This is a genomic window from Escherichia sp. KTE114 (assembly GCF_000407765.1).
Lineage (GTDB): Bacteria > Pseudomonadota > Gammaproteobacteria > Enterobacterales > Enterobacteriaceae > Escherichia > Escherichia ruysiae.
Map to the genome: position 1 here is coordinate 1,173,017 of NZ_KE136626.1, position 18,839 is coordinate 1,191,855.

Genomic DNA, 18,839 nt, shown 5'->3' on the forward strand with positions numbered 1-18,839 from the left:
CAGATTCAAGTCGCACTAAAGGGGAGCGGGAAACCGCTCCCCTTTCATATTCTGCTTGCGAATGAGTGTCAGATGCGATGCTGGCGGATGTGGCGTTAAGGTTTTATCCCTATTCCGGCAACATTTATTGCCGCTTTTGTTTATATATTCTGCCGTTTTTCTTATTACTATTCCTCATATATATCTGGCTAACATTTATCAATGTGATAGATTTCTCTCCCGCATTTATTCGAATGCGTAGTAACTTATTCTAAATATATTTTTATAAGCGTCTGTGATAATGAAAAGGCATAGAAACGTCAATTTATTATTGATGTTGGTATTACTCGTGGCCGTCGGTCAGATGGCGCAAACTATTTATATTCCTGCTATTGCCGATATGGCACGCGATCTCAACGTCCGTGAAGGGGCGGTGCAGAGCGTAATGGGCGCTTATCTGCTGACCTACGGTGTCTCACAACTATTTTATGGCCCAATTTCCGACAGGGTTGGTCGTCGGCCGGTGATCCTCGTCGGAATGTCCATTTTTATGTTAGCGACGCTGGTTGCGGTCACCACCTCCAGCCTGACGGTATTGATTACTGCCAGCGCAATGCAGGGGATGGGAACCGGTGTCGGTGGTGTGATGGCGCGTACATTGCCGCGTGATTTGTATGAACGGACACAGCTACGCCACGCTAATAGCATGTTAAATATGGGTATTCTGGTCAGCCCTTTGCTCGCACCATTAATTGGCGGCCTACTGGATACCATGTGGAACTGGCGAGCCTGCTACCTGTTTTTACTGGTGCTTTGTGCTGGTGTGACCTTCAGTATGGCGCGCTGGATGCCAGAAACGCGCCCTGTCGATGCACCGCGTACGCGTCTGCTCACCAGCTACAAAACGCTCTTTGGAAATGGCGGTTTTAACTGCTATTTACTGATGCTGATTGGCGGTCTGGCAGGGATTGCCGCCTTCGAAGCCTGTTCTGGGGTGCTGATGGGCGCAGTATTAGGACTGAGCAGTATGACGGTCAGTATTTTGTTTATTCTGCCAATTCCGGCGGCATTTTTCGGTGCATGGTTTGCCGGACGCCCAAATAAGCGGTTCTCTTCGTTGATGTGGCAGTCCGTTATCTGTTGCCTGCTGGCAGGACTGATGATGTGGCTCCCCAGCTGGTTTGGCGTGATGAATGTCTGGACGCTGCTCGTTCCCGCAGCATTGTTCTTTTTCGGTGCCGGGATGCTATTTCCGCTGGCAACCAGCGGCGCGATGGAGCCTTTCCCCTTCCTGGCGGGCACGGCTGGCGCACTGGTCGGTGGTCTGCAAAACATTGGTTCCGGCGTGCTGGCGTCGCTCTCCGCGATGTTGCCGCAAACCGGTCAGGGCAGCCTGGGGTTATTGATGACCTTAATGGGATTGTTGATCGTGCTGTGTTGGCTGCCGCTGGCGACGCGGATGTCGCACCAGGGACAGCCCGTTTAACTCACGTCACCACAGCATCGTCATCAACTCCACTGGAGAACGATGCTGCTTTATCAAGTCGCGCATTACCCGCATGTGCGGCGCGGAGTGGGAATAAAAAGCCTGATAGCCAGCACAAAGTACCTTGCCCGACTGACCATCCCTGGCATGAGGGCACAGGAGATACCAGTCACACTCCTGACAGCCCCGCCGTGGTTGTTGGCTGTCGTTCCCGCACCATTTTTGCAGCGTGACATCAAAAAGCTCGATTGATATACGACTGATATCTGTCCGCACCCAACACTCGAACAGGGCGATTAAAAATTGTCCCCATAACTCGGTTGTCACCGACGCTGCCGTCAGCTCGCCCCGGTCATCAAATTCTATATGGGGAATGAGTTGCACGGCGCGGATGCCCCTCTGTTTGAAATTCTGATAAAAATCACCTGGTTGTAATGCATCTTTATACTCTACAACCAGTTTATGCCTGTCCTCTTTAGCATTTATAACCTGACTTCCTGTCATGTGATTCTCTCAATTAATACGATAAGTTGGTGTATATGCGTAACAGCAAACAGTATTGCGAGAGATAACACCGCGAGGGAGATCATAAATTTGTCACGGATTACGCAAATTTGGGAAAAATCGCTATTAGCCACATCCATTAAATTACGATTTCGTGTATAGCGCCAGAGGATTAGTGCCACAAAGGCGAGGATGCCAATAGAAATCCAGAACAATATGCCTGACTGATGCCAATTGTGTTTGATGGCCAGCGCCATCAACGCGCCATAGCCCAGCATGGTGCGAAACCATGCCAGCGATGTGCGTTCCGGCTGAAGACCTGGATCGGCAATCCTTCTGGCTTTGCGGCTATCCGGCATACAAAACCAGTCCCATAACGATCACCGCCACGATCATCAATATTAAGCTGATGATTAATAAGCTGTTAGTGTAGGGTAAATCTTCTTTCAGACGCATCGCTTTTTCATTGCGTAACCAGCGCAAGTAACCATACATTGCCAGTCCGCCAGAAAATAAGCATAGCAATAACGCCAGCAGCTCGCGAATGACTGGCGTGGCGAAATCCGGCGCAAGCTGATCCAGCCCCACACCTGCTGCCAGAAACCCTAATGCAGTACGGATCCACGCCAAAAATGTACGCTCATTAGCCAACGAGAAGCGGTAATCGGGTGCTTCACCGAGGCGGGATATTTTCATTGTGGCTCCTTTGCAATTTCACAATAGCGGTGTTTTATCCGTCTATTTTTAGGAATTTCGGTCGATGTTTTCTTGATATGCTTTGCCATCCGCTACAAGGAGGTCAGATGGATATCTTAGCGCAAAATAAAATCAGTTCACTGGGTATGCTGTTCGGTGCCATCGCTTTAATGATGGGCATTATCCACTTTTCCTTCGGCCCTTTTTCCGCACCGCCGCCAACGCTTGAAAGCATCGTGGCGGACAAAACGGCTGAAATTAAAAGAGGTCTTCTCGCTGGAATAAAAGGTGAAAAAATTACGACAGTGGAGAAAAAAGAGACGCCTGATATCGATAAAATCCTCGATCAAGGCGGCATCGCACTGGCCATTGCCGCGCTACTTTGCGCATTTGTTGGCGGTATGCGTAAGGAAAATCGCTGGGGCATTCGCGGCGCTCTGGTTTTTGGCGGCGGGACGCTGGCTTTCCATACCTTGCTTTTTGGTATCGGCATCATCTGCGGTCTTCTGCTGATATTCCTGATCTTTTCCTTCCTGACCGGCGGTTCACTGGTTTAAGCGGCTCGGTGGTGTTCTTAAATACCAGGTGGAGTGCCGTTTACGGCAACTCCACCCGGAAAAGAATTAACCGATACTCCAGAAAAGCACCGCAAGTAACTGTGGTGTGATAATGCGCAGGAACATGACTAACGGATACACCGTAGCGTAAGAGAGTGCCGCCGCACCGCTGGTAGGATGAAGATTATTGGCAAACGCCAGCGCCGGAGGATCGGTCATAGAGCCAGCCAACATCCCGCACATGGTCAGGTAATTCATTTTGGCTAACATCCGCGCCAGAATGCCGACTGTAATCAGCGGAATTGCGGTGATCAGGGCACCATAACCAATCCAGCTTAGCCCCTCGCCATTGACCAGGGTATCGACAAAATTCCCACCGGATTTCAGACCCACTACCGAGAGGAACAGTACGATCCCCAGCTCCCGCAGCGCAAGGTTGGCGCTTGGTGGCATAAACCAGTAAAGCTTGCCGATACTGCCGATACGCCCAAGGATCAGCGCCATAATCAGCGGCCCCCCCGCCAGCCCCAGCTTCAATGCCGCCGGGAATCCAGGCACAAACACGGGAATGGAGCCTAACAACACGCCAAGACCGATGCCAATAAACACCGGTAACATTTGAACCTGTTGCAGTTTTTGCTGCGCATTACCTAATACATTGGCAACGGCATCAATAGCAGAAGGCCGCCCCACAAGGTTGAGGATATCGCCAAATTGCAGGCTAATATCGCCACTGGCGACCAGTTCAACCCCGGCACGGTTCAGGCGCGAGATAACTACGTCATAGCGTTCTTTAAAGTGCAGATCGCGAATACGTTTACCGAGCACATTTTCATTGGTGACCACCACGCGTTCAACGCGCAAATCGGTGCCTTTCGTTGATAGCGAAGTATCCACTTCCTGCCCAATCACCAGTTGTGCATTATGCAAATCCGCAGGCTGTCCCACCAGATGCAGCAAATCGCCAAGTTGAATAACGGTCTCTGGCGAAGGCACTTTTAGGGTTTCTTCTCGTTTCAATCGTGAGCAGATAACTTTATCGCCATTAAGAATCGGCACATCTTTAATGGCTAAATTATGCAAATTAGGGTTCTCAACACGGATGTTAATCGTCCTGATTAGCGCACCGCCGTTGGTTCGCGTGGACTCGTGCTGCTGGGCCTCAGTCTCAACATTGACGCGGAAAATAACTCGCAGCATCCACATGGTGAACAAAATCCCACAAATGCCGAATGGATACGCCATCGCGTAACTCATCCCCATCTGATCGACCATCTCCATCGGTGTACCGAGATCGCGTAAGATTTGCTGACCTGCCCCCAATGCTGGCGTATTGGTGACCGCGCCAGAGAAAATCCCCAGCACCACAGGCAGTGGAATATCGAAAAGTTTATGCAGGATAGCGGTAACCAGACCGCCGATAATGACTATCAGAACAGCAAACAAGTTGAGGCGTAACCCGGAGACGCGCAATGAGGCAAAGAAGCCCGGCCCCACCTGAATCCCGATGGTATAAACAAACAGGATCAGGCCAAATTCCTGGATAACATGCAGCATATCGCTACTTAATGTCATCCCAGCCTGAGAAACGAAATGGCCGACGATGATCCCACCAAACAGCACGCCGCCAATGCCTAATCCTATGCCGCGAAACTTGACGTTGCCGATAAACAAACCGACAACCGCCACCAAAGCCAGAATACTGACTGTTAATGCTATATCACTCATCGTCCATTTCTCTTGAAATAACATTTTAATTACCAGGGATTATGGCTGAATCGGTGAAGCAGATTTGCCTTATGGCGCACATTATCACGGGAAAGAGAGTGCCGGAACATCTTAACCTGGCGAAAATTAATACAGAGTTGGAGATGGTAGATAAAAAAAGCCCCACCAGACTGGCGGGGCAAAAAGAATAGCTAATTAGCTATTTAACGCGGGACGTTCGCTGATAGCGATACGCTGCGCTGCGATGGGTTCAGGCTCATTACGAATTAAATCAATATGCAGCAAACCATTAACGAAGGTTGCGCCAGAGACTTCCATATTTTCAGCCAGCGTAAAACTCAGACTAAATGGCTGATTCATAAGCCCTTGATGCAACCATTTTTTCTCTTCTTTTGGCTGCTCAGGCGTGCCTTTTACGCTCAGGCGCGTACCTTCCAGTTGAATCTCTAAATCTTCCTGACGGAAACCAGCCAACGCCAGAGTAATGCGGTAGTGGTTATCGTCGCTTTTCTCAATGTTGTACGGCGGGAAGCTCTGGCTTTCACCGGCGTTTTGCAATGCGTTGGCCAGTTTGTCAAAACCGATCCATTGACGCATCAGTGGGGATAAATCGAAGTTACGCATAGTCATTTCTCCTTCTAAGAAGCGAGTAAGTACCTGCAAATCCGAAGATTCGCATATGCTCCCTGACGGCGAGCATGGAAATGTCAGGCCGCGCCTGGCGGCCTTAGGGAATTAGTTGATTTCGATACGGCGCGGTTTTTTCGCTTCCGGGATCACTCGTTCGAGATCGATATACAGCAGACCATTTACCAGGTTAGCACCACGAACATGAATGTTCTCGGCTAACTGGAATTTGCGTTCAAAGTTGCGTTCAGCGATGCCCTGGTACAGATAGGTGCGCTCTTTTTGTTCGTCAGCATGAGCACCTTTCACCACCAGCAGATTGTCCTGGGCGGTAATTTCCAGTTCACTCTCAGCAAAACCCGCGACTGCGATAGCAATGCGGTAATGGTTTTCGTCTACCAGTTCAACGTTATACGGAGGGTAGCCACCATTACTCTGGCTCTGGTTGTTTTCTAAGTGGTTAAACAAACGGTCAAATCCAATAGCAGAACGGTAAAGCGGGGATAAATCAAAGTTACGCATAATCAATAGCTCCTGAAATCAGCGAGAATATAAGACCTTCCACAATGGACAGGTCGGGTAGCCAGAACACCCATCAGGCGCGTTCTCATCAGCTACGGTATAAAAATGGGTCTGGATATGCACTTTTCAAGCCTTTCCAACGGACTTTTTTTTGCAGTTTGTGGTCTATTGCATAGACTGGAGGACAGCACGAAACGTTAAAGTGCGATAGCCGTCACAGTGCGACATGATGATGATGTTATTTTCGGCAAGGGATCGCTATAACACATCATGCCAACACCCACGATTAACAGATGAATTTATTATGATAAGAAATGTGTTGTTAGCGTCCATGATATGCAGCGGAATGACATTACTCGGAGGATGCTCCAGCGTAATGTCCCATACCGGAGGTAAGGAGGGAACGTATCCCGGCACCCGCGCTAGTGTCACCATGATTGGCGATGACACGACAAACTGGGGAACCAAATCGCTGGCGATTCTCGATATGCCATTTACCGCAGTCATGGACACACTTTTGCTGCCGTGGGATGCGTTCCGCAAAGACAGTTCGGTGCGCTCGCGCGTGGAAAAAAGCGAAGCCGATGCGCAAGCCATCAATGCCGTCATTCCACCAGCCAGAATGCCAGCGAACTGACTAGCGACCCGTTTCGGTGATCCACAGCTGACCTGCTTCCATCCACGCCAGCCATTTACCGTCCGGCGAGAAGACCACGGCGTCTGCCGAAGGTGGGTTGGCGTGATTATCAGTTAAATACTCAACCTCGCCGCTTTGCGCATGGGCACAAGCAATCCGATTATCCAGCACAAAGCCCAACCATTCTCCTGACGGATGCCAGTTAAATGCAGACTGAATATCCGTTTTGTTATGAGTTAACTGGCGCGGCTCACCGCCCTTTGGCGAGATAAGCCACAGTTGCACAATGCCGTAATCATCGCGCATTAAAAACGCGATTTGCGTTCCCTGCGGGTTACAGCGTACCCAGTGGCGCGGGACGTTGACTAACCCCGGATAAGTCCGATGGTGTGTAAAGGTTAAACGTCGCTGCACGACGCCGCGCGGTGGCGCAGGCAGGGTTGTTTCCGTTCCGCTTAACGGCGCATCACTTGTTGCTTTCCAGCCTGTTTCATCTTGCGGCAGCTCAACAATAAACAGCTCCGGCACTTTCTCGCCCTTTTGCGAAAGCGTGTCGCCAATAAACGCCAGTGCGTGGTTTCCTACCCATCCTTCTTCATAAGCGCGATTGATTTCATCACTGCCAGGCTGCGGCGTAGGCGTAGTTTTACTCACCAGCACGCACCAGTGGCTACCGCTGTATTCACGCGGATGCTGCTTTTGTACGTTGACCGGGCCAAACGGTGACGCCACCCCGACGTTTCGCAAATCCAGCGCCGAATCAAGTTCATGCATTACATGGTCGTTATAAGTAAAACTCACCATTTCACCGTTCGGGCTAAAAACATGCACATGGCTGCCGCCGCGTAGCGCCCCTGGAGTGTACGGAACGGTAATATCCATTGCATCGAGATTACTCACTTTGCCGCCTTCAGCAATCACACCTCGACGGTGATGGAAATCGTAATGCCATGTTTCATCAGGATTTTCAGGACCGTGGATGAAGACATATTTCTCTGACTTCGGATGAACGGTCACCACGCCGACGTGTGCGCCCTGTGATGCCCGGTAGATAACCTCGACCTCGCCGGTATGGATATTCACGCGCTCAATGGTCTCGCCGGTAAACGACGCGCCAGAAGGGCGCACATCAAACACCAGCCACTGGCTGTCGGGTGTCCAGGTATTGGTATTGGTGAGCAAGTGATTTCGTGAAGCGTTGGTGAGTTGTTTCATGGCGTGATCCTGATACAAAACGGTTCCCGCCATCATACTTCACAAGGACTTCACTTTCAGACAATAGTCTTTTGCCATCGTGATGAATGTGAGTAAAAAGATGGAACATTTCGACGTGGCGATTATTGGCCTCGGCCCGGCAGGTTCGGCGCTGGCGCGGCAGTTAGCAGGCAAAATGCAGGTCATCGCGCTGGATAAAAAGCACCAGTGCGGTACTGAAGGTTTCAGCAAGCCTTGTGGCGGTCTGTTGGCACCGGACGCACAGCGTTCTTTTATTCGCGATGGACTGACGCTTCCTGTCGATGTGATCGCCAATCCGCAGATTTTCAGCGTCAAAACCGTCGACGTCGCCGCATCGCTCACGCGTAACTACCAGCGAAGCTATATCAATATTAATCGCCATGCTTTCGACTTGTGGATGAAGTCACTGATCCCCGCCAGCGTTGAGGTTTACCACGACAGCCTGTGTCGAAAAATCTGGCGTGAGGATGATAAATGGCATGTCATTTTTCGCGCAGACGGCTGGGAGCAGCATATTACCGCCCGCTATCTGATCGGTGCCGATGGTGCCAACTCGATGGTGCGGCGACATCTCTACCCGGATCATCAGATTCGTAAATATGTCGCTATCCAGCAGTGGTTCGCAGAGAAACATCCGGTGCCGTTCTACTCCTGTATCTTTGATAATGCGATAACGGACTGTTATTCATGGAGTATTAGCAAAGACGGTTATTTTATCTTTGGCGGAGCCTATCCGATGAAAGACGGTCAGGCGCGTTTCGCGGCGCTGAAAGAAAAAATGAACGCCTTTCAGTTCCAGTTTGGCAAAGCGGTGAAAAGCGAAAAATGCACGGTGTTATTTCCCTCACGCTGGCAGGATTTTGTCTGCGGTAAGGACAACGCCTTTCTTATTGGTGAAGCGGCGGGATTCATCAGCGCCAGCTCGCTGGAGGGGATTAGCTATGCGCTCGATAGCGCAGACATTCTTCGTTCGGTATTACTGAAGCAGCCAGAGAAGATCAATACCGCCTACTGGCGCGCCACCCGCAAATTGCGTTTAAAACTCTACGGCAAGATATTAAAAAGCCGATGCCTGACTGCACCTGCCTTAAGAAAGTGGATTATGCGCAGTGGTGTGGCGCATATTCCGCAGATGAATTGCGCCGGGCACTATTCTGAAAGCAGGATGCTTTATCCTAAATAAGTGAAAAGAAAGGTATGCTTTCAGCTGTTTCATTGTTGTTTAAAGGATTAATCATGAGTTTGAATTTTAAGGGATTTTTTAAGACTGCCAGTGTATGTTCTTTGGCATTCGTGTTGACCGGATGTATCACCTGGGGGTTGGTTTCCAATACCGCAAGCCGTCCACATGCCCAGCAATGGCGGTCGGACACGATTAAGGGGTTATCGCTGGCTGAAGACAGTAACGGAACGAAAGGCTATGTTTTTGTTGGCGAATCGCTGGACTACCTGTTGACCACCGGCGGCGGTGAGGTGGTTAAAATGCTGAACGATCCGGCAATTCATGGCGAAAGAATCACCGTTTCCGATAATGCGAAATTTATTTTAAGCAGCAGTGATACGAATTTTTCTGGTGCAATAACGCTCTATTACGACTGGGATAACGAGGAAGATAAAGCACTGGCGACACAATATGGCTTTGTGTGTGATTATCAGCGTTGTACATGGATGCTGGACGGCCTGAAAGGCTCTATCCACCAGAAAAATAAAAAAGCGGATTACTCAAACGTGATGGTTTTCCATCAGCCCTTTACGGTGGGATTTTATGAGTACAAAACAACAAATGGCGTCCCGCGCGGACTCGCTAATGTGCTGCTGCCAGTCACCATTACGCTGGATATTGTGACTTCACCACTCCAGTTCCTGATTTTATGCACGACCAGAAATTGTTAATCGCTGCGGGCAAACACATTTATGCTGTTTGCCCGCCCATTGATTAATTCAGCACATACTTTTCGATTGCAAACGCCACTCCATCTTCCAGGTTGGATTTGGTGACAAAGTTCGCCGCTTCTTTCACCGAAGGAATAGCGTTATCCATCGCCACACCGATGCCTGCATATTCAATCATCGCGATGTCGTTTTCCTGATCGCCAATCGCCATAATTTCTTCCGGCTTAATGCCCAACACATCAGCCAGCGATTTCACGCCGGTGCCTTTATTGACGCGTTTATCGAGGATTTCGAGGAAGTACGGTGCACTTTTCAGCACGGTGTATTTCTCTTTTACTTCCTGCGGAATGCGCGCGATGGCCTGGTCGAGGATGGCGGGTTCATCAATCATCATCACTTTCAGGAACTGGGTGTCAGGGTTCATTTTCTCCGCTTCGCAGAATACCAGCGGAATGGTGGCCACAAACGACTCATGCACCGTGTAGTAACTGATATCGCGGTTGGCGGTGTACAGCGTGGTGCGATCCAGCGCGTGGAAGTGAGAACCGACTTCACGAGAGAGTTTTTCCAGGAAACGGTAGTCGTCATAGCTGAGAGCGGTTTGCGCTACGGTGCTACCATCAGCGGCCTTCTGCACCAGCGCGCCATTGTAAGTAATGCAGTAGTCGCCCGGCTGTTCCATATGCAGTTCTTTCAGGTAGTTGTGAACGCCTGCATAAGGACGCCCTGTTGTCAGCACAACATTCACGCCACGGGCGCGAGCGGCGGCAATCGCGTTTTTAACAGCGGGAGAAATGGTGTGATCGGGCAGCAGAAGGGTGCCATCCATATCGATAGCAATGAGTTTGATAGCCATGAGTTCCCCAGGTAGATTGGTTCCTGACCCATGCTAACGCGATTCCGCTCAAAAATCAGTACAACACCCGAGGGAAAAGGGGGATGCAACGCGCGTTGCGTGCTCCCCTTTTGCTTAGCGGAAGAGTTTCCCTTTCAGTAACTCCATACCTGCGGAAAGCAGATCGTTATTGGCTTGTGGTGACACTTCACCCTGCGGCGAGAGGGCATCAATAATCTTCGGCAATTGTTCCGCCAGCATGTTGGAAGCAACACTGGTATCTACGCCGAGTTTTTGCCCGAGATCGGACACCGCGTTTGTGCCGAGCGCCGACTCCAGTTGCTCGCCGCTCACCGGCTGATTGCCCTGTTGATTACTCAACCAAGTTGAGAGAATGGCACCTAAGCCGCCACTTTGCAGTTTTTCCAGCAGCACCTGGATGCCTCCCTGTTCCTCAACCCAACTTAAAATCGCCTGATATTTTCCCGCATCGCCTTTCAGAAAGGCACCGACAACTTCATCAAAAAGCCCCATGATATTCACCTGTAAAGCGTTACGTGTTGACTCAAAAAGTATAGTTCTGCGGGATGATAATTGCGGATTGCAGAAATAAAAAGGGCGGAGATGATCTCCGCCCTTTTTTTATAGCTTCTTGCCGGATGCGGCGTTAACGCCTTATCCGGCCTACAAAATCATGCAAATTCAATACATTGCAGGAGTCTCGTAGGACTGATAAGCGTAGCGCATCAGGCACGCTCGCATGGTTAACGCCATTAAATATCGATATTCGCCGCTTTCAGGGCGTTCTCTTCGATAAACGCACGACGCGGTTCTACGGCGTCGCCCATCAGCGTGGTGAACAGCTGGTCAGCGGCAATCGCATCCTTAACGGTAACGCGCAGCATACGACGGCTTTCCGGATCCATAGTGGTTTCCCACAGCTGTTCCGGGTTCATCTCGCCCAGACCTTTATAACGCTGGATGGAGAGGCCGCGACGGGACTCTTTCACCAGCCAGTCCAGCGCCTGCTCGAAGCTGGCTACCGGCTGACGACGTTCACCACGTTCAATAAACGCATCTTCTTCCAGCAAGCCACGCAGTTTCTCGCCCAGCGTGCAGATACGACGATATTCGCCGCCGGTGATAAACTCGTGATCCAGCGGATAGTCAGTATCCACGCCGTGGGTACGCACGCGAACAATCGGCTCGAACAGGTTTTTCTCGGCATTGGTGTGGACATCAAACTTCCACTGGCTGCCGTGCTGTTCTTTGTCGTTCAGTTCGCTGACCAGCGCGTTCACCCAGCGGGTCACAATCTGCTCGTCAGAGAGATCCGCTTCCGTCAGCGTCGGCTGATAGATAAGCTCTTTCAGCATTGCTTTCGGATAGCGACGTTCCATGCGAACGATCATTTTCTGCGCCGCATTGTACTCCGACACCAGTTTTTCTAACGCTTCACCAGCTAAAGCTGGTGCACTGGCGTTGGTATGCAAAGATGCACCATCCAGAGCGATAGAAATTTGGTACTGATCCATCGCTTCATCGTCTTTAATGTACTGCTCTTGCTTGCCTTTCTTCACTTTGTACAGCGGCGGTTGAGCAATGTAGACATGACCGCGTTCGATGATTTCCGGCATCTGACGATAGAAGAAGGTCAACAGCAATGTACGAATGTGCGAGCCGTCGACGTCCGCATCGGTCATGATGATGATGCTGTGATAACGCAGTTTGTCCGGATTGTATTCGTCACGACCGATACCACAACCAAGCGCGGTGATAAGCGTCGCCACTTCCTGGGAAGCAAGCATCTTATCGAAACGGGCTTTCTCAACGTTGAGGATTTTACCCTTCAGCGGCAGAATCGCCTGGTTCTTGCGGTTACGCCCCTGTTTTGCAGAGCCGCCCGCAGAGTCCCCTTCCACAAGGTACAGTTCAGAAAGCGCCGGGTCGCGCTCCTGGCAGTCCGCCAGTTTGCCCGGCAGGCCAGCTAAGTCCAGCGCGCCTTTACGACGAGTCATTTCACGGGCGCGACGCGCAGCTTCACGCGCACGGGCAGCATCAATGATTTTGCCGACCACGATTTTCGCGTCAGTTGGGTTTTCCAGCAGGTATTCTGCCAGCAGTTCGTTCATCTGCTGTTCTACCGCCGATTTCACCTCAGAAGAAACCAGTTTGTCTTTGGTCTGGGAGGAGAATTTCGGGTCTGGTACTTTCACAGACACAACCGCAATCAGCCCTTCACGCGCATCGTCGCCGGTGGCGCTGACTTTGGCTTTTTTGCTGTAGCCTTCTTTGTCCATGTAGGCGTTCAGGGTACGGGTCATCGCCGCACGGAAACCTGCCAGGTGAGTACCACCGTCACGCTGCGGAATGTTGTTAGTAAAGCAGTAGATGTTTTCCTGGAAGCCATCGTTCCACTGCAATGCCACTTCGACGCCGATACCGTCTTTTTCGGTGGAGAAGTAGAAGATATTCGGGTGGATTGGCGTTTTGTTCTTGTTCAGATACTCGACAAACGCCTTGATACCACCTTCATAGTGGAAGTGGTCTTCTTTACCATCACGCTTGTCTTTCAGGCGAATGGAAACGCCGGAGTTGAGGAACGACAACTCACGCAGACGTTTCGCCAGGATTTCATATTCGAACTCGGTCACATTGGTGAAGGTTTCGAGGCTTGGCCAGAAACGTACCATAGTGCCGGTTTTATCGGTATCGCCGGTAACCGCCAGCGGTGCCTGCGGTACACCGTGCTCGTAGATCTGACGGTGAATTTTACCTTCACGCTGGATAACCAGCTCCAGTTTTTGCGACAGGGCGTTTACTACCGAAACACCAACGCCGTGCAGACCGCCGGACACTTTATAGGAGTTATCGTCAAATTTACCGCCTGCGTGCAGGACGGTCATGATCACTTCCGCCGCCGATACGCCCTCTTCCGGGTGAATACCGGTCGGAATACCGCGCCCGTCATCCTGTACGGAGACAGAGTTATCGGCGTGAATGGTGACGATAATTTCTTTACAGTGACCCGCGAGCGCTTCGTCGATAGCGTTATCTACCACCTCGAATACCATGTGGTGCAGACCGGTGCCGTCATCCGTGTCGCCGATATACATACCAGGGCGCTTACGCACCGCATCCAGCCCTTTCAGGACTTTGATACTGGAGGAGTCATAAGAATTCGACATCAACGTTTCTCGCTCATTTATACTTGGGTTAATCCGTTATTTTACCCTTTTCCACGGTAAACATCTTCGAATTTTCGTCCGACATGTCTATAACGTGTTCAGCACTGATCGCACTGACAAAGACCTGTGATTGCGTCGCTTTTAAGCGGCTGGCAAGCAGTCCGCGACGCTCATCATCAAGCTCAGAGGCAAAATCATCTATCAGGTAGAGACACCGCCGCCCGCTTTCACGGGTGAGGAACTCTCCTTGCGCCAGACGTAAGGCGCACATCAGCAGCTTTAGCTGCCCACGCGATAAGGTATCTTCCACCGGCGCACCGTCGGCGCGAATGCGTAAGTCCGCTTTGTGCGGGCCGTGCGCGGTGTAGGTTAGCTGGCGATCGCGTTCAAAATTACGTTCCAGCACCTCAGCGTACTCTGTCTCTTTCTCCCAGCCGCGCTGGAAAGAGAAAGTCAGAGAAAACTCAGGAAGAAATTGCTTACAGGTATCAGCCATATCGGCAGCGATACCGGCGCTATACTCCGCGCGCCAGGTGCTGATTTGCTCCGCCAGCGGGATCAGTTCTTTATCCCACGGGCGTAGCTGTTCGTAACGTGTCACCTGGCGCAGCGCCGCATTGCGCTGCTTGAGCAAACGCTTGAGATTGCTCCAGGCGGTGAAAAACCCGGGTTCGTTGTGAAAGCATCCCCAGTCGAGGAATGCTCTTCTGTATTTGGGGCCGCCGTTAAGTAAAGTAAACCCTTCTGGCGTTATCAGTTGCATCGGCATCAGGTGCGCCAGCTCCGCAACTTTATGCCCGTCAGTACCATCGATGCGGACTTTGCTGTCGCCCTGTTTATCTTTGGTTAAACCAATTGCCGTCTCGCGCTCTTCACCCTGTAATCGCCCGTGGAGAATAAACGCCTCCTGCTCATGGCGAATGACGCGACCAATCTGCAAACTACGAAACGCCCGACCGTGACCGAGCGTATAGATGGCTTCCAGCACGCTGGTTTTGCCACTGCCGTTGGCACCCACCAGAAAGTTAAAGCCAGGAGATAAAGCGAGATCCGCGTTTTCGATATTGCGGAAATCGCGGATCAACAAGCGGGTGAGGGACATTACAGTCTCATTGGCATGACAACATAGGCAGCCGACTGTGATGCGGCATCTTCAATCTGCACACTGGAAACCGAATCAGTCAGCATCATGCGCACGTTTTCGCATTTCAGCGCGTTCAGAACATCCAGCACATAGCTGACATTAAAGCCGATTTCCATCTCTGCGCCGCTGTAGGTGACGTCGAGGATCTCTTCCGCTTCTTCCTGTTCTGGGTTATTAGCGGTGATTTTCAGCTGATTTTCACTGACATACAGACGCACGCCACGGAATTTCTCGTTAGAGAGAATCGCCGCACGAGCAAAAGCCTGCTTGAGGAGATCGCAGCCTGCTTCCAGATGTTTGTCCGGGTTCTTCGGCAGAACGCGACGGTAATCCGGGAAGCGACCATCCACCAGTTTGGAGGTGAAAATAAAGTCGCCAACGTGAGCGCGAATGTTGTTGCTGCCAATTTGCACGCGCAGCGGATTGTCGCCGCCGTCGAGCATACGCATCAGTTCAATCACACCTTTACGCGGCACAATCACCGAATGACTCGGCAAAGACTGACCAATCGGCATTGAGCAGACCGCCAGACGGTGACCGTCGGTCGCCACGGTGCGCAGCTCTTCGCCTTCGGTTTCGAACAGCATACCGTTTAAATAATAGCGAACGTCCTGATGGGCCATGGAAAACTGGGTCGCTTCAATCAGACGCTTCATCGTCGCCTGCGGCAGGGTAAATTCAACTTCGCTCTGCCAGTCATCAAGGTTCGGGAAATCCGCCGCTGGCAGGGTAGAGAGTGAAAAGCGGCTACGCCCGGAGCGTACCAGCATCCGCTCACCTTCCAGTTGCACGGCGATTTCCGCGCCTTCAGGCAGACCACGGCAGATATCAAAGAATTTGCGCGCCGGAACGGTCGTCGCCCCTGGTTCGTGCGGCTGAATCAGCGCAACACGTGCCACCATTTCCATCTCGAGATCAGTACCGGTCAGCGACAACGTACCGTCAGCAACCTGTAACAGCAGATTACCGAGAATCGGCAGCGTAGGACGACCACCTAACGGACCGCTCACCTGTTGTAGCGGTTTTAATAAATGCTCACGTTCTACGGTAAATTTCATAGGATTAAGATGACAATGTTCTGATTAAATTTGAAAAATCTTCTTTGATATCATGGCTCTCTTCACGCAACTGCTCGATCTTACGGCAGGCATGAAGCACCGTCGTGTGGTCACGACCGCCAAACGCATCGCCGATCTCTGGCAGACTGTGGTTAGTCAGCTCTTTCGCCAGCGCCATCGCCATCTGGCGCGGACGCGCCACCGAGCGAGATCGACGCTTGGAAAGGAGATCTGCGACTTTGATCTTGTAGTACTCTGCCACCGTCTTCTGAATATTGTCGATGGTGACCAGTTTTTCCTGCAATGCCAGCAAGTCGCGCAGCGCCTCACGCACGAAGTCGATGGTGATCGCCCGTCCGGTAAAGTTAGCGTTAGCAATGACGCGGTTCAGCGCCCCTTCCAGCTCACGCACGTTAGATCGTAGACGCTTGGCGATAAAGAACGCCACTTCGCCCGGCAAACGAATGTCGTTTTCGTCAGCCTTTTTCATCAGGATCGCCACGCGAGTTTCCAGCTCTGGCGGTTCGATCGCCACAGTCAGTCCCCAGCCAAAGCGGGATTTCAAACGATCCTCAACGCCGTTGATCTCTTTCGGATAGCGATCCGAGGTGAGAATGATCTGCTGATTACCTTCAAGCAGGGCGTTGAAGGTGTGGAAAAACTCTTCCTGAGATCGTTCTTTATTAGCAAAAAACTGAATATCGTCGATCAGCAGCGCATCAACAGAACGGTAGTAGCGTTTAAACTCTTCAATCGCGTTGTTTTGCAGGGCTTTTACCATATCCTGCACAAAACGTTCGGAGTGCATATAAACCACTTTGGCATTGGGCTTGCGCGCCATAATGCCATTACCCACCGCATGGAGCAGGTGAGTTTTACCCAACCCCGTGCCGCCATAAAGGAACAGCGGGTTATAGGCACCGCCAGGATTGTCTGCCACCTGGCGAGCCGCCGCGCGCGCCAGTTGGTTAGATTTACCTTCGACGAAGTTATCAAATGTATGTTTAACGTTAACGTTGGAACGATAGGTCGGTTCTGCCGGAGCCGGAACGTTATCCCAACCCGAGCGCGCCGCAGGTGCAGCACGTTGCGGTTGCACCTGAGCGGCCTGAGCTGGTGCAACGGTGTTACTGGCAGGGACTTTCAGCGTTTGTGTCACGGGCTTTGTGCCCACTTCAAAACGCAGCTGTGGGGCATCCGCTCCGCAGAAACTGGTTAGCAGTCCATTGATATTATTGAGGTACTTGTCCCGTACCCAGTCGAGGACAAAACGGTTTGGCGCGTACAAGGCCAGCGTGTTATCGCTCAGTTCCGCCTGCAATGGGCGTATCCACATGCTAAATTCTGTGGCTGGTAACTCATCCTGCAATCGGGCAAGACACTGCTGCCAAAGCGAAAGTGACACGGCGGACTCCACTCGAACAAAAGTCGATTATGACTAAGGCTGAAACATTCATGATTGTTGACGCACGTCGAAAAGACCCTGCATGAGGGTGACGCACGAACCGCTGTCTGCGGTTATATGCCCGATCAAGATCCTGCAAAACGATCGGGACCGAGGATCATAGCCTAAACTGCGCAAGAGATCTTCTGTTTCTCACAGATTTTCCCGATTTATCCACAGGGCTTTCCAGAACCCGTTAAGTGTAAACGATCCAGGCACAAGGCGGGCACGATTTAGGCCGCATATTGGAAAATTTAATGACCATAAACAAAATTAGTCTTAATCGATCTAATAAAGATCCTGAGCGATCCTTGCGCTTTACCTGGTAGCCCGTATAATCCTCCACCCGGCGCGCAATGCTGGTTTTCACCGGTATACAGTTGCACTTTTTCCCTGTGAAAAGGTGCGGAAAAGCGCGGTAAATAAGGAAAGAGAATTGACTCCGGAGTGTACAATTATTACAATCCGGCCTCTTTAATCACCCATGGCTTCGGTGTCCATCGTTCGATTTTCGGACGGATATCCAATAAAGCCATTGAATTTATTCAAGTTTAGGTAGAAATCGCCATGAAACGCACTTTTCAACCGTCTGTACTGAAGCGCAACCGTTCTCACGGCTTCCGTGCTCGTATGGCTACTAAAAATGGTCGTCAGGTACTGGCACGTCGTCGTGCTAAAGGCCGTGCTCGTCTGACCGTTTCTAAGTAATAAAGCTAACCCCTGAGTGGTTAAGCTCGCATTTCCCAGGGAGTTACGCTTGTTAACTCCCAGTCAATTCACATTCGTCTTCCAGCAGCCACAACGGGCTGGCACGCCGCAAATCACCATCCTCGGCCGCCTGAATTCGCTGGGGCATCCCCGTATCGGTCTTACAGTCGCCAAGAAAAACGTTCGACGAGCGCATGAACGCAATCGGATTAAACGTCTGACGCGTGAAAGCTTCCGTCTACGCCAACATGAACTCCCGGCTATGGATTTCGTGGTGGTGGCGAAAAAAGGGGTTGCCGACCTCGATAACCGTGCTCTCTCGGAAGCGTTGGAAAAATTATGGCGCCGCCACTGTCGCCTGGCTCGCGGGTCCTGATAGCCCTCATTCGGGTCTACCAACGCCTGATTAGTCCGCTACTCGGGCCGCATTGTCGTTTCACTCCAACCTGTTCAAGCTACGGAATTGAGGCATTGCGCAGGTTTGGAGTGATAAAAGGCAGTTGGTTGACGGTGAAACGCGTATTAAAATGCCACCCTTTACACCCTGGTGGTGACGATCCCGTCCCGCCCGGACCATTTGATACCAGAGAACACTAA

At 51.3% G+C, this 18,839-nt stretch carries 22 protein-coding genes and 1 other annotated feature; of the genes, 9 read left to right on the plus strand and 13 right to left on the minus strand.

What is annotated here, in order from left to right; all coding sequences use genetic code 11:
• The first annotated feature begins 280 nt into the window (after nucleotides 1-280).
• A complete protein-coding gene (emrD, locus tag WC5_RS15130) occupies nucleotides 281-1,465 on the plus strand; it encodes a multidrug efflux MFS transporter EmrD (protein WP_016231521.1) in 1,185 nt (394 codons plus the stop codon).
• 6 nt (nucleotides 1,466-1,471) lie between these two features.
• On the opposite strand, the gene WC5_RS15125 is transcribed toward emrD, so the two are convergent.
• The 3 genes from WC5_RS15125 to WC5_RS15115 are packed head-to-tail and all read right to left on the minus strand — an operon-like array spanning nucleotide 1,472 to nucleotide 2,665.
• Nucleotides 1,472-1,969, minus strand: coding sequence for a radical SAM protein (locus tag WC5_RS15125; protein ID WP_000148081.1), 498 nt, complete (start codon nucleotides 1,967-1,969; stop codon nucleotides 1,472-1,474).
• Nucleotides 1,966-2,328, minus strand: a complete 363-nt coding sequence (locus WC5_RS15120; RefSeq protein WP_001113439.1) for a DUF202 domain-containing protein — start codon at nucleotides 2,326-2,328, stop codon at nucleotides 1,966-1,968. Before WC5_RS15120 ends, WC5_RS15125 begins: the two co-directional genes overlap by 4 nt.
• Nucleotides 2,318-2,665: a YidH family protein gene (locus tag WC5_RS15115; protein ID WP_000703955.1), complete on the minus strand. Its 348-nt coding sequence runs from the start codon at nucleotides 2,663-2,665 to the stop codon at nucleotides 2,318-2,320. Before WC5_RS15115 ends, WC5_RS15120 begins: the two co-directional genes overlap by 11 nt.
• Nucleotides 2,666-2,772: 107 nt before the next feature.
• Between WC5_RS15115 and yidI the strand changes: the two genes are divergently transcribed.
• The gene (yidI, locus tag WC5_RS15110; RefSeq protein ID WP_000352014.1) at nucleotides 2,773-3,222 is read left to right on the plus strand and encodes an inner membrane protein YidI; all 450 of its coding nucleotides are present in this window, start codon (nucleotides 2,773-2,775) and stop codon (nucleotides 3,220-3,222) included.
• A 66-nt stretch (nucleotides 3,223-3,288) separates the two neighbouring features.
• On the opposite strand, the gene WC5_RS15105 is transcribed toward yidI, so the two are convergent.
• The 3 genes from WC5_RS15105 to ibpA form a co-directional block, all read right to left on the minus strand.
• Nucleotides 3,289-4,950: a putative transporter gene (locus WC5_RS15105; protein WP_016231522.1), complete on the minus strand. Its 1,662-nt coding sequence runs from the start codon at nucleotides 4,948-4,950 to the stop codon at nucleotides 3,289-3,291.
• A 195-nt stretch (nucleotides 4,951-5,145) separates the two neighbouring features.
• Nucleotides 5,146-5,574 carry a small heat shock chaperone IbpB gene (ibpB, locus tag WC5_RS15100; protein ID WP_001243431.1) on the minus strand — a complete coding sequence of 143 codons (429 nt, stop codon included), beginning with the start codon at nucleotides 5,572-5,574 and terminating at the stop codon, nucleotides 5,146-5,148.
• 111 nt (nucleotides 5,575-5,685) lie between these two features.
• On the minus strand, nucleotides 5,686-6,099 hold the full coding sequence (gene ibpA, locus WC5_RS15095) for a small heat shock chaperone IbpA (RefSeq protein WP_001243437.1): 414 nt from the start codon (nucleotides 6,097-6,099) through the stop codon (nucleotides 5,686-5,688).
• Nucleotides 6,093-6,165: a sequence feature (ROSE (Repression Of Heat Shock gene Expression) occurs in the 5'-region of heat shock genes and acts as an RNA thermometer to modulate expression.), on the minus strand. Its footprint overlaps the gene before it by 7 nt.
• Before the next feature lie 238 nt (nucleotides 6,166-6,403).
• Between ibpA and WC5_RS15090 the strand changes: the two genes are divergently transcribed.
• Nucleotides 6,404-6,736 (plus strand): YceK/YidQ family lipoprotein, encoded by a 333-nt coding sequence (locus WC5_RS15090; protein ID WP_064732606.1) that lies wholly within the window; start codon nucleotides 6,404-6,406, stop codon nucleotides 6,734-6,736.
• Here WC5_RS15090 and WC5_RS15085 read toward each other — a convergent pair whose 3' ends face one another.
• The gene (locus WC5_RS15085; protein WP_010350484.1) at nucleotides 6,737-7,951 is read right to left on the minus strand and encodes a YidR family protein; all 1,215 of its coding nucleotides are present in this window, start codon (nucleotides 7,949-7,951) and stop codon (nucleotides 6,737-6,739) included. It lies immediately after the preceding gene.
• 100 nt (nucleotides 7,952-8,051) lie between these two features.
• Between WC5_RS15085 and cbrA the strand changes: the two genes are divergently transcribed.
• Entirely contained in the window at nucleotides 8,052-9,155 is a 1,104-nt protein-coding gene (gene cbrA, locus WC5_RS15080) for a colicin M resistance lipid reductase CbrA (RefSeq protein ID WP_016231523.1), read from the plus strand.
• Nucleotides 9,156-9,208: 53 nt separating this feature from the next.
• Nucleotides 9,209-9,865 (plus strand): YidX family protein, encoded by a 657-nt coding sequence (locus WC5_RS15075; RefSeq protein ID WP_000055723.1) that lies wholly within the window; start codon nucleotides 9,209-9,211, stop codon nucleotides 9,863-9,865.
• A 43-nt stretch (nucleotides 9,866-9,908) separates the two neighbouring features.
• On the opposite strand, the gene yidA is transcribed toward WC5_RS15075, so the two are convergent.
• The 6 genes from yidA to dnaA form a co-directional block, all read right to left on the minus strand.
• Nucleotides 9,909-10,721, minus strand: a complete 813-nt coding sequence (gene yidA, locus WC5_RS15070) for a sugar-phosphatase (protein ID WP_000985554.1) — start codon at nucleotides 10,719-10,721, stop codon at nucleotides 9,909-9,911.
• A 114-nt stretch (nucleotides 10,722-10,835) separates the two neighbouring features.
• Nucleotides 10,836-11,234 (minus strand): YidB family protein, encoded by a 399-nt coding sequence (locus WC5_RS15065; protein WP_000522201.1) that lies wholly within the window; start codon nucleotides 11,232-11,234, stop codon nucleotides 10,836-10,838.
• Between the two features lie 239 nt (nucleotides 11,235-11,473).
• Entirely contained in the window at nucleotides 11,474-13,888 is a 2,415-nt protein-coding gene (gene gyrB / locus WC5_RS15060; RefSeq protein ID WP_000072052.1) for a DNA topoisomerase (ATP-hydrolyzing) subunit B, read from the minus strand.
• A gap of 28 nt (nucleotides 13,889-13,916) precedes the next feature.
• Complete coding sequence (gene recF, locus WC5_RS15055) at nucleotides 13,917-14,990, minus strand: DNA replication/repair protein RecF (protein WP_000060089.1); 1,074 nt, start codon at nucleotides 14,988-14,990, stop codon at nucleotides 13,917-13,919.
• Entirely contained in the window at nucleotides 14,990-16,090 is a 1,101-nt protein-coding gene (dnaN, locus tag WC5_RS15050) for a DNA polymerase III subunit beta (RefSeq protein ID WP_000673456.1), read from the minus strand. Before dnaN ends, recF begins: the two co-directional genes overlap by 1 nt.
• 4 nt (nucleotides 16,091-16,094) lie before the next feature.
• Entirely contained in the window at nucleotides 16,095-17,495 is a 1,401-nt protein-coding gene (gene dnaA / locus WC5_RS15045) for a chromosomal replication initiator protein DnaA (RefSeq protein ID WP_000059098.1), read from the minus strand.
• Nucleotides 17,496-17,791: 296 nt separating this feature from the next.
• Between dnaA and WC5_RS26125 the strand changes: the two genes are divergently transcribed.
• From WC5_RS26125 to yidD, 4 genes are all read left to right on the plus strand, one after another.
• Complete coding sequence (locus WC5_RS26125; RefSeq protein ID WP_123056761.1) at nucleotides 17,792-17,863, plus strand: hypothetical protein; 72 nt, start codon at nucleotides 17,792-17,794, stop codon at nucleotides 17,861-17,863.
• Between the two features lie 238 nt (nucleotides 17,864-18,101).
• Entirely contained in the window at nucleotides 18,102-18,242 is a 141-nt protein-coding gene (gene rpmH, locus WC5_RS15040; protein ID WP_000831330.1) for a 50S ribosomal protein L34, read from the plus strand.
• Between the two features lie 16 nt (nucleotides 18,243-18,258).
• Nucleotides 18,259-18,618 (plus strand): ribonuclease P protein component, encoded by a 360-nt coding sequence (gene rnpA, locus WC5_RS15035; protein WP_000239730.1) that lies wholly within the window; start codon nucleotides 18,259-18,261, stop codon nucleotides 18,616-18,618.
• A complete protein-coding gene (yidD, locus tag WC5_RS0122040) occupies nucleotides 18,582-18,839 on the plus strand; it encodes a membrane protein insertion efficiency factor YidD (protein ID WP_001307474.1) in 258 nt (85 codons plus the stop codon). The genes rnpA and yidD overlap by 37 nt, the downstream gene beginning before the upstream one ends.

Bases quoted from the DNA above. Each gene is read 5' to 3' on its own strand.
- emrD (WP_016231521.1), top strand. From the start codon at position 281: ATGAAAAGGCATAGAAACGTCAATTTATTATTGATGTTGGTATTACTC.
- WC5_RS15125 (WP_000148081.1), bottom strand. From the start codon at position 1,969: ATGACAGGAAGTCAGGTTATAAATGCTAAAGAGGACAGGCATAAACTG.
- WC5_RS15120 (WP_001113439.1), bottom strand. From the start codon at position 2,328: ATGCCGGATAGCCGCAAAGCCAGAAGGATTGCCGATCCAGGTCTTCAG.
- WC5_RS15115 (WP_000703955.1), bottom strand. From the start codon at position 2,665: ATGAAAATATCCCGCCTCGGTGAAGCACCCGATTACCGCTTCTCGTTG.
- yidI (WP_000352014.1), top strand. From the start codon at position 2,773: ATGGATATCTTAGCGCAAAATAAAATCAGTTCACTGGGTATGCTGTTC.
- WC5_RS15105 (WP_016231522.1), bottom strand. From the start codon at position 4,950: ATGAGTGATATAGCATTAACAGTCAGTATTCTGGCTTTGGTGGCGGTT.
- ibpB (WP_001243431.1), bottom strand. From the start codon at position 5,574: ATGCGTAACTTCGATTTATCCCCACTGATGCGTCAATGGATCGGTTTT.
- ibpA (WP_001243437.1), bottom strand. From the start codon at position 6,099: ATGCGTAACTTTGATTTATCCCCGCTTTACCGTTCTGCTATTGGATTT.
- WC5_RS15090 (WP_064732606.1), top strand. From the start codon at position 6,404: ATGATAAGAAATGTGTTGTTAGCGTCCATGATATGCAGCGGAATGACA.
- WC5_RS15085 (WP_010350484.1), bottom strand. From the start codon at position 7,951: ATGAAACAACTCACCAACGCTTCACGAAATCACTTGCTCACCAATACC.
- cbrA (WP_016231523.1), top strand. From the start codon at position 8,052: ATGGAACATTTCGACGTGGCGATTATTGGCCTCGGCCCGGCAGGTTCG.
- WC5_RS15075 (WP_000055723.1), top strand. From the start codon at position 9,209: ATGAGTTTGAATTTTAAGGGATTTTTTAAGACTGCCAGTGTATGTTCT.
- yidA (WP_000985554.1), bottom strand. From the start codon at position 10,721: ATGGCTATCAAACTCATTGCTATCGATATGGATGGCACCCTTCTGCTG.
- WC5_RS15065 (WP_000522201.1), bottom strand. From the start codon at position 11,234: ATGGGGCTTTTTGATGAAGTTGTCGGTGCCTTTCTGAAAGGCGATGCG.
- gyrB (WP_000072052.1), bottom strand. From the start codon at position 13,888: ATGTCGAATTCTTATGACTCCTCCAGTATCAAAGTCCTGAAAGGGCTG.
- recF (WP_000060089.1), bottom strand. From the start codon at position 14,990: ATGTCCCTCACCCGCTTGTTGATCCGCGATTTCCGCAATATCGAAAAC.
- dnaN (WP_000673456.1), bottom strand. From the start codon at position 16,090: ATGAAATTTACCGTAGAACGTGAGCATTTATTAAAACCGCTACAACAG.
- rpmH (WP_000831330.1), top strand. From the start codon at position 18,102: ATGAAACGCACTTTTCAACCGTCTGTACTGAAGCGCAACCGTTCTCAC.
- yidD (WP_001307474.1), top strand. From the start codon at position 18,582: ATGGCGCCGCCACTGTCGCCTGGCTCGCGGGTCCTGATAGCCCTCATT.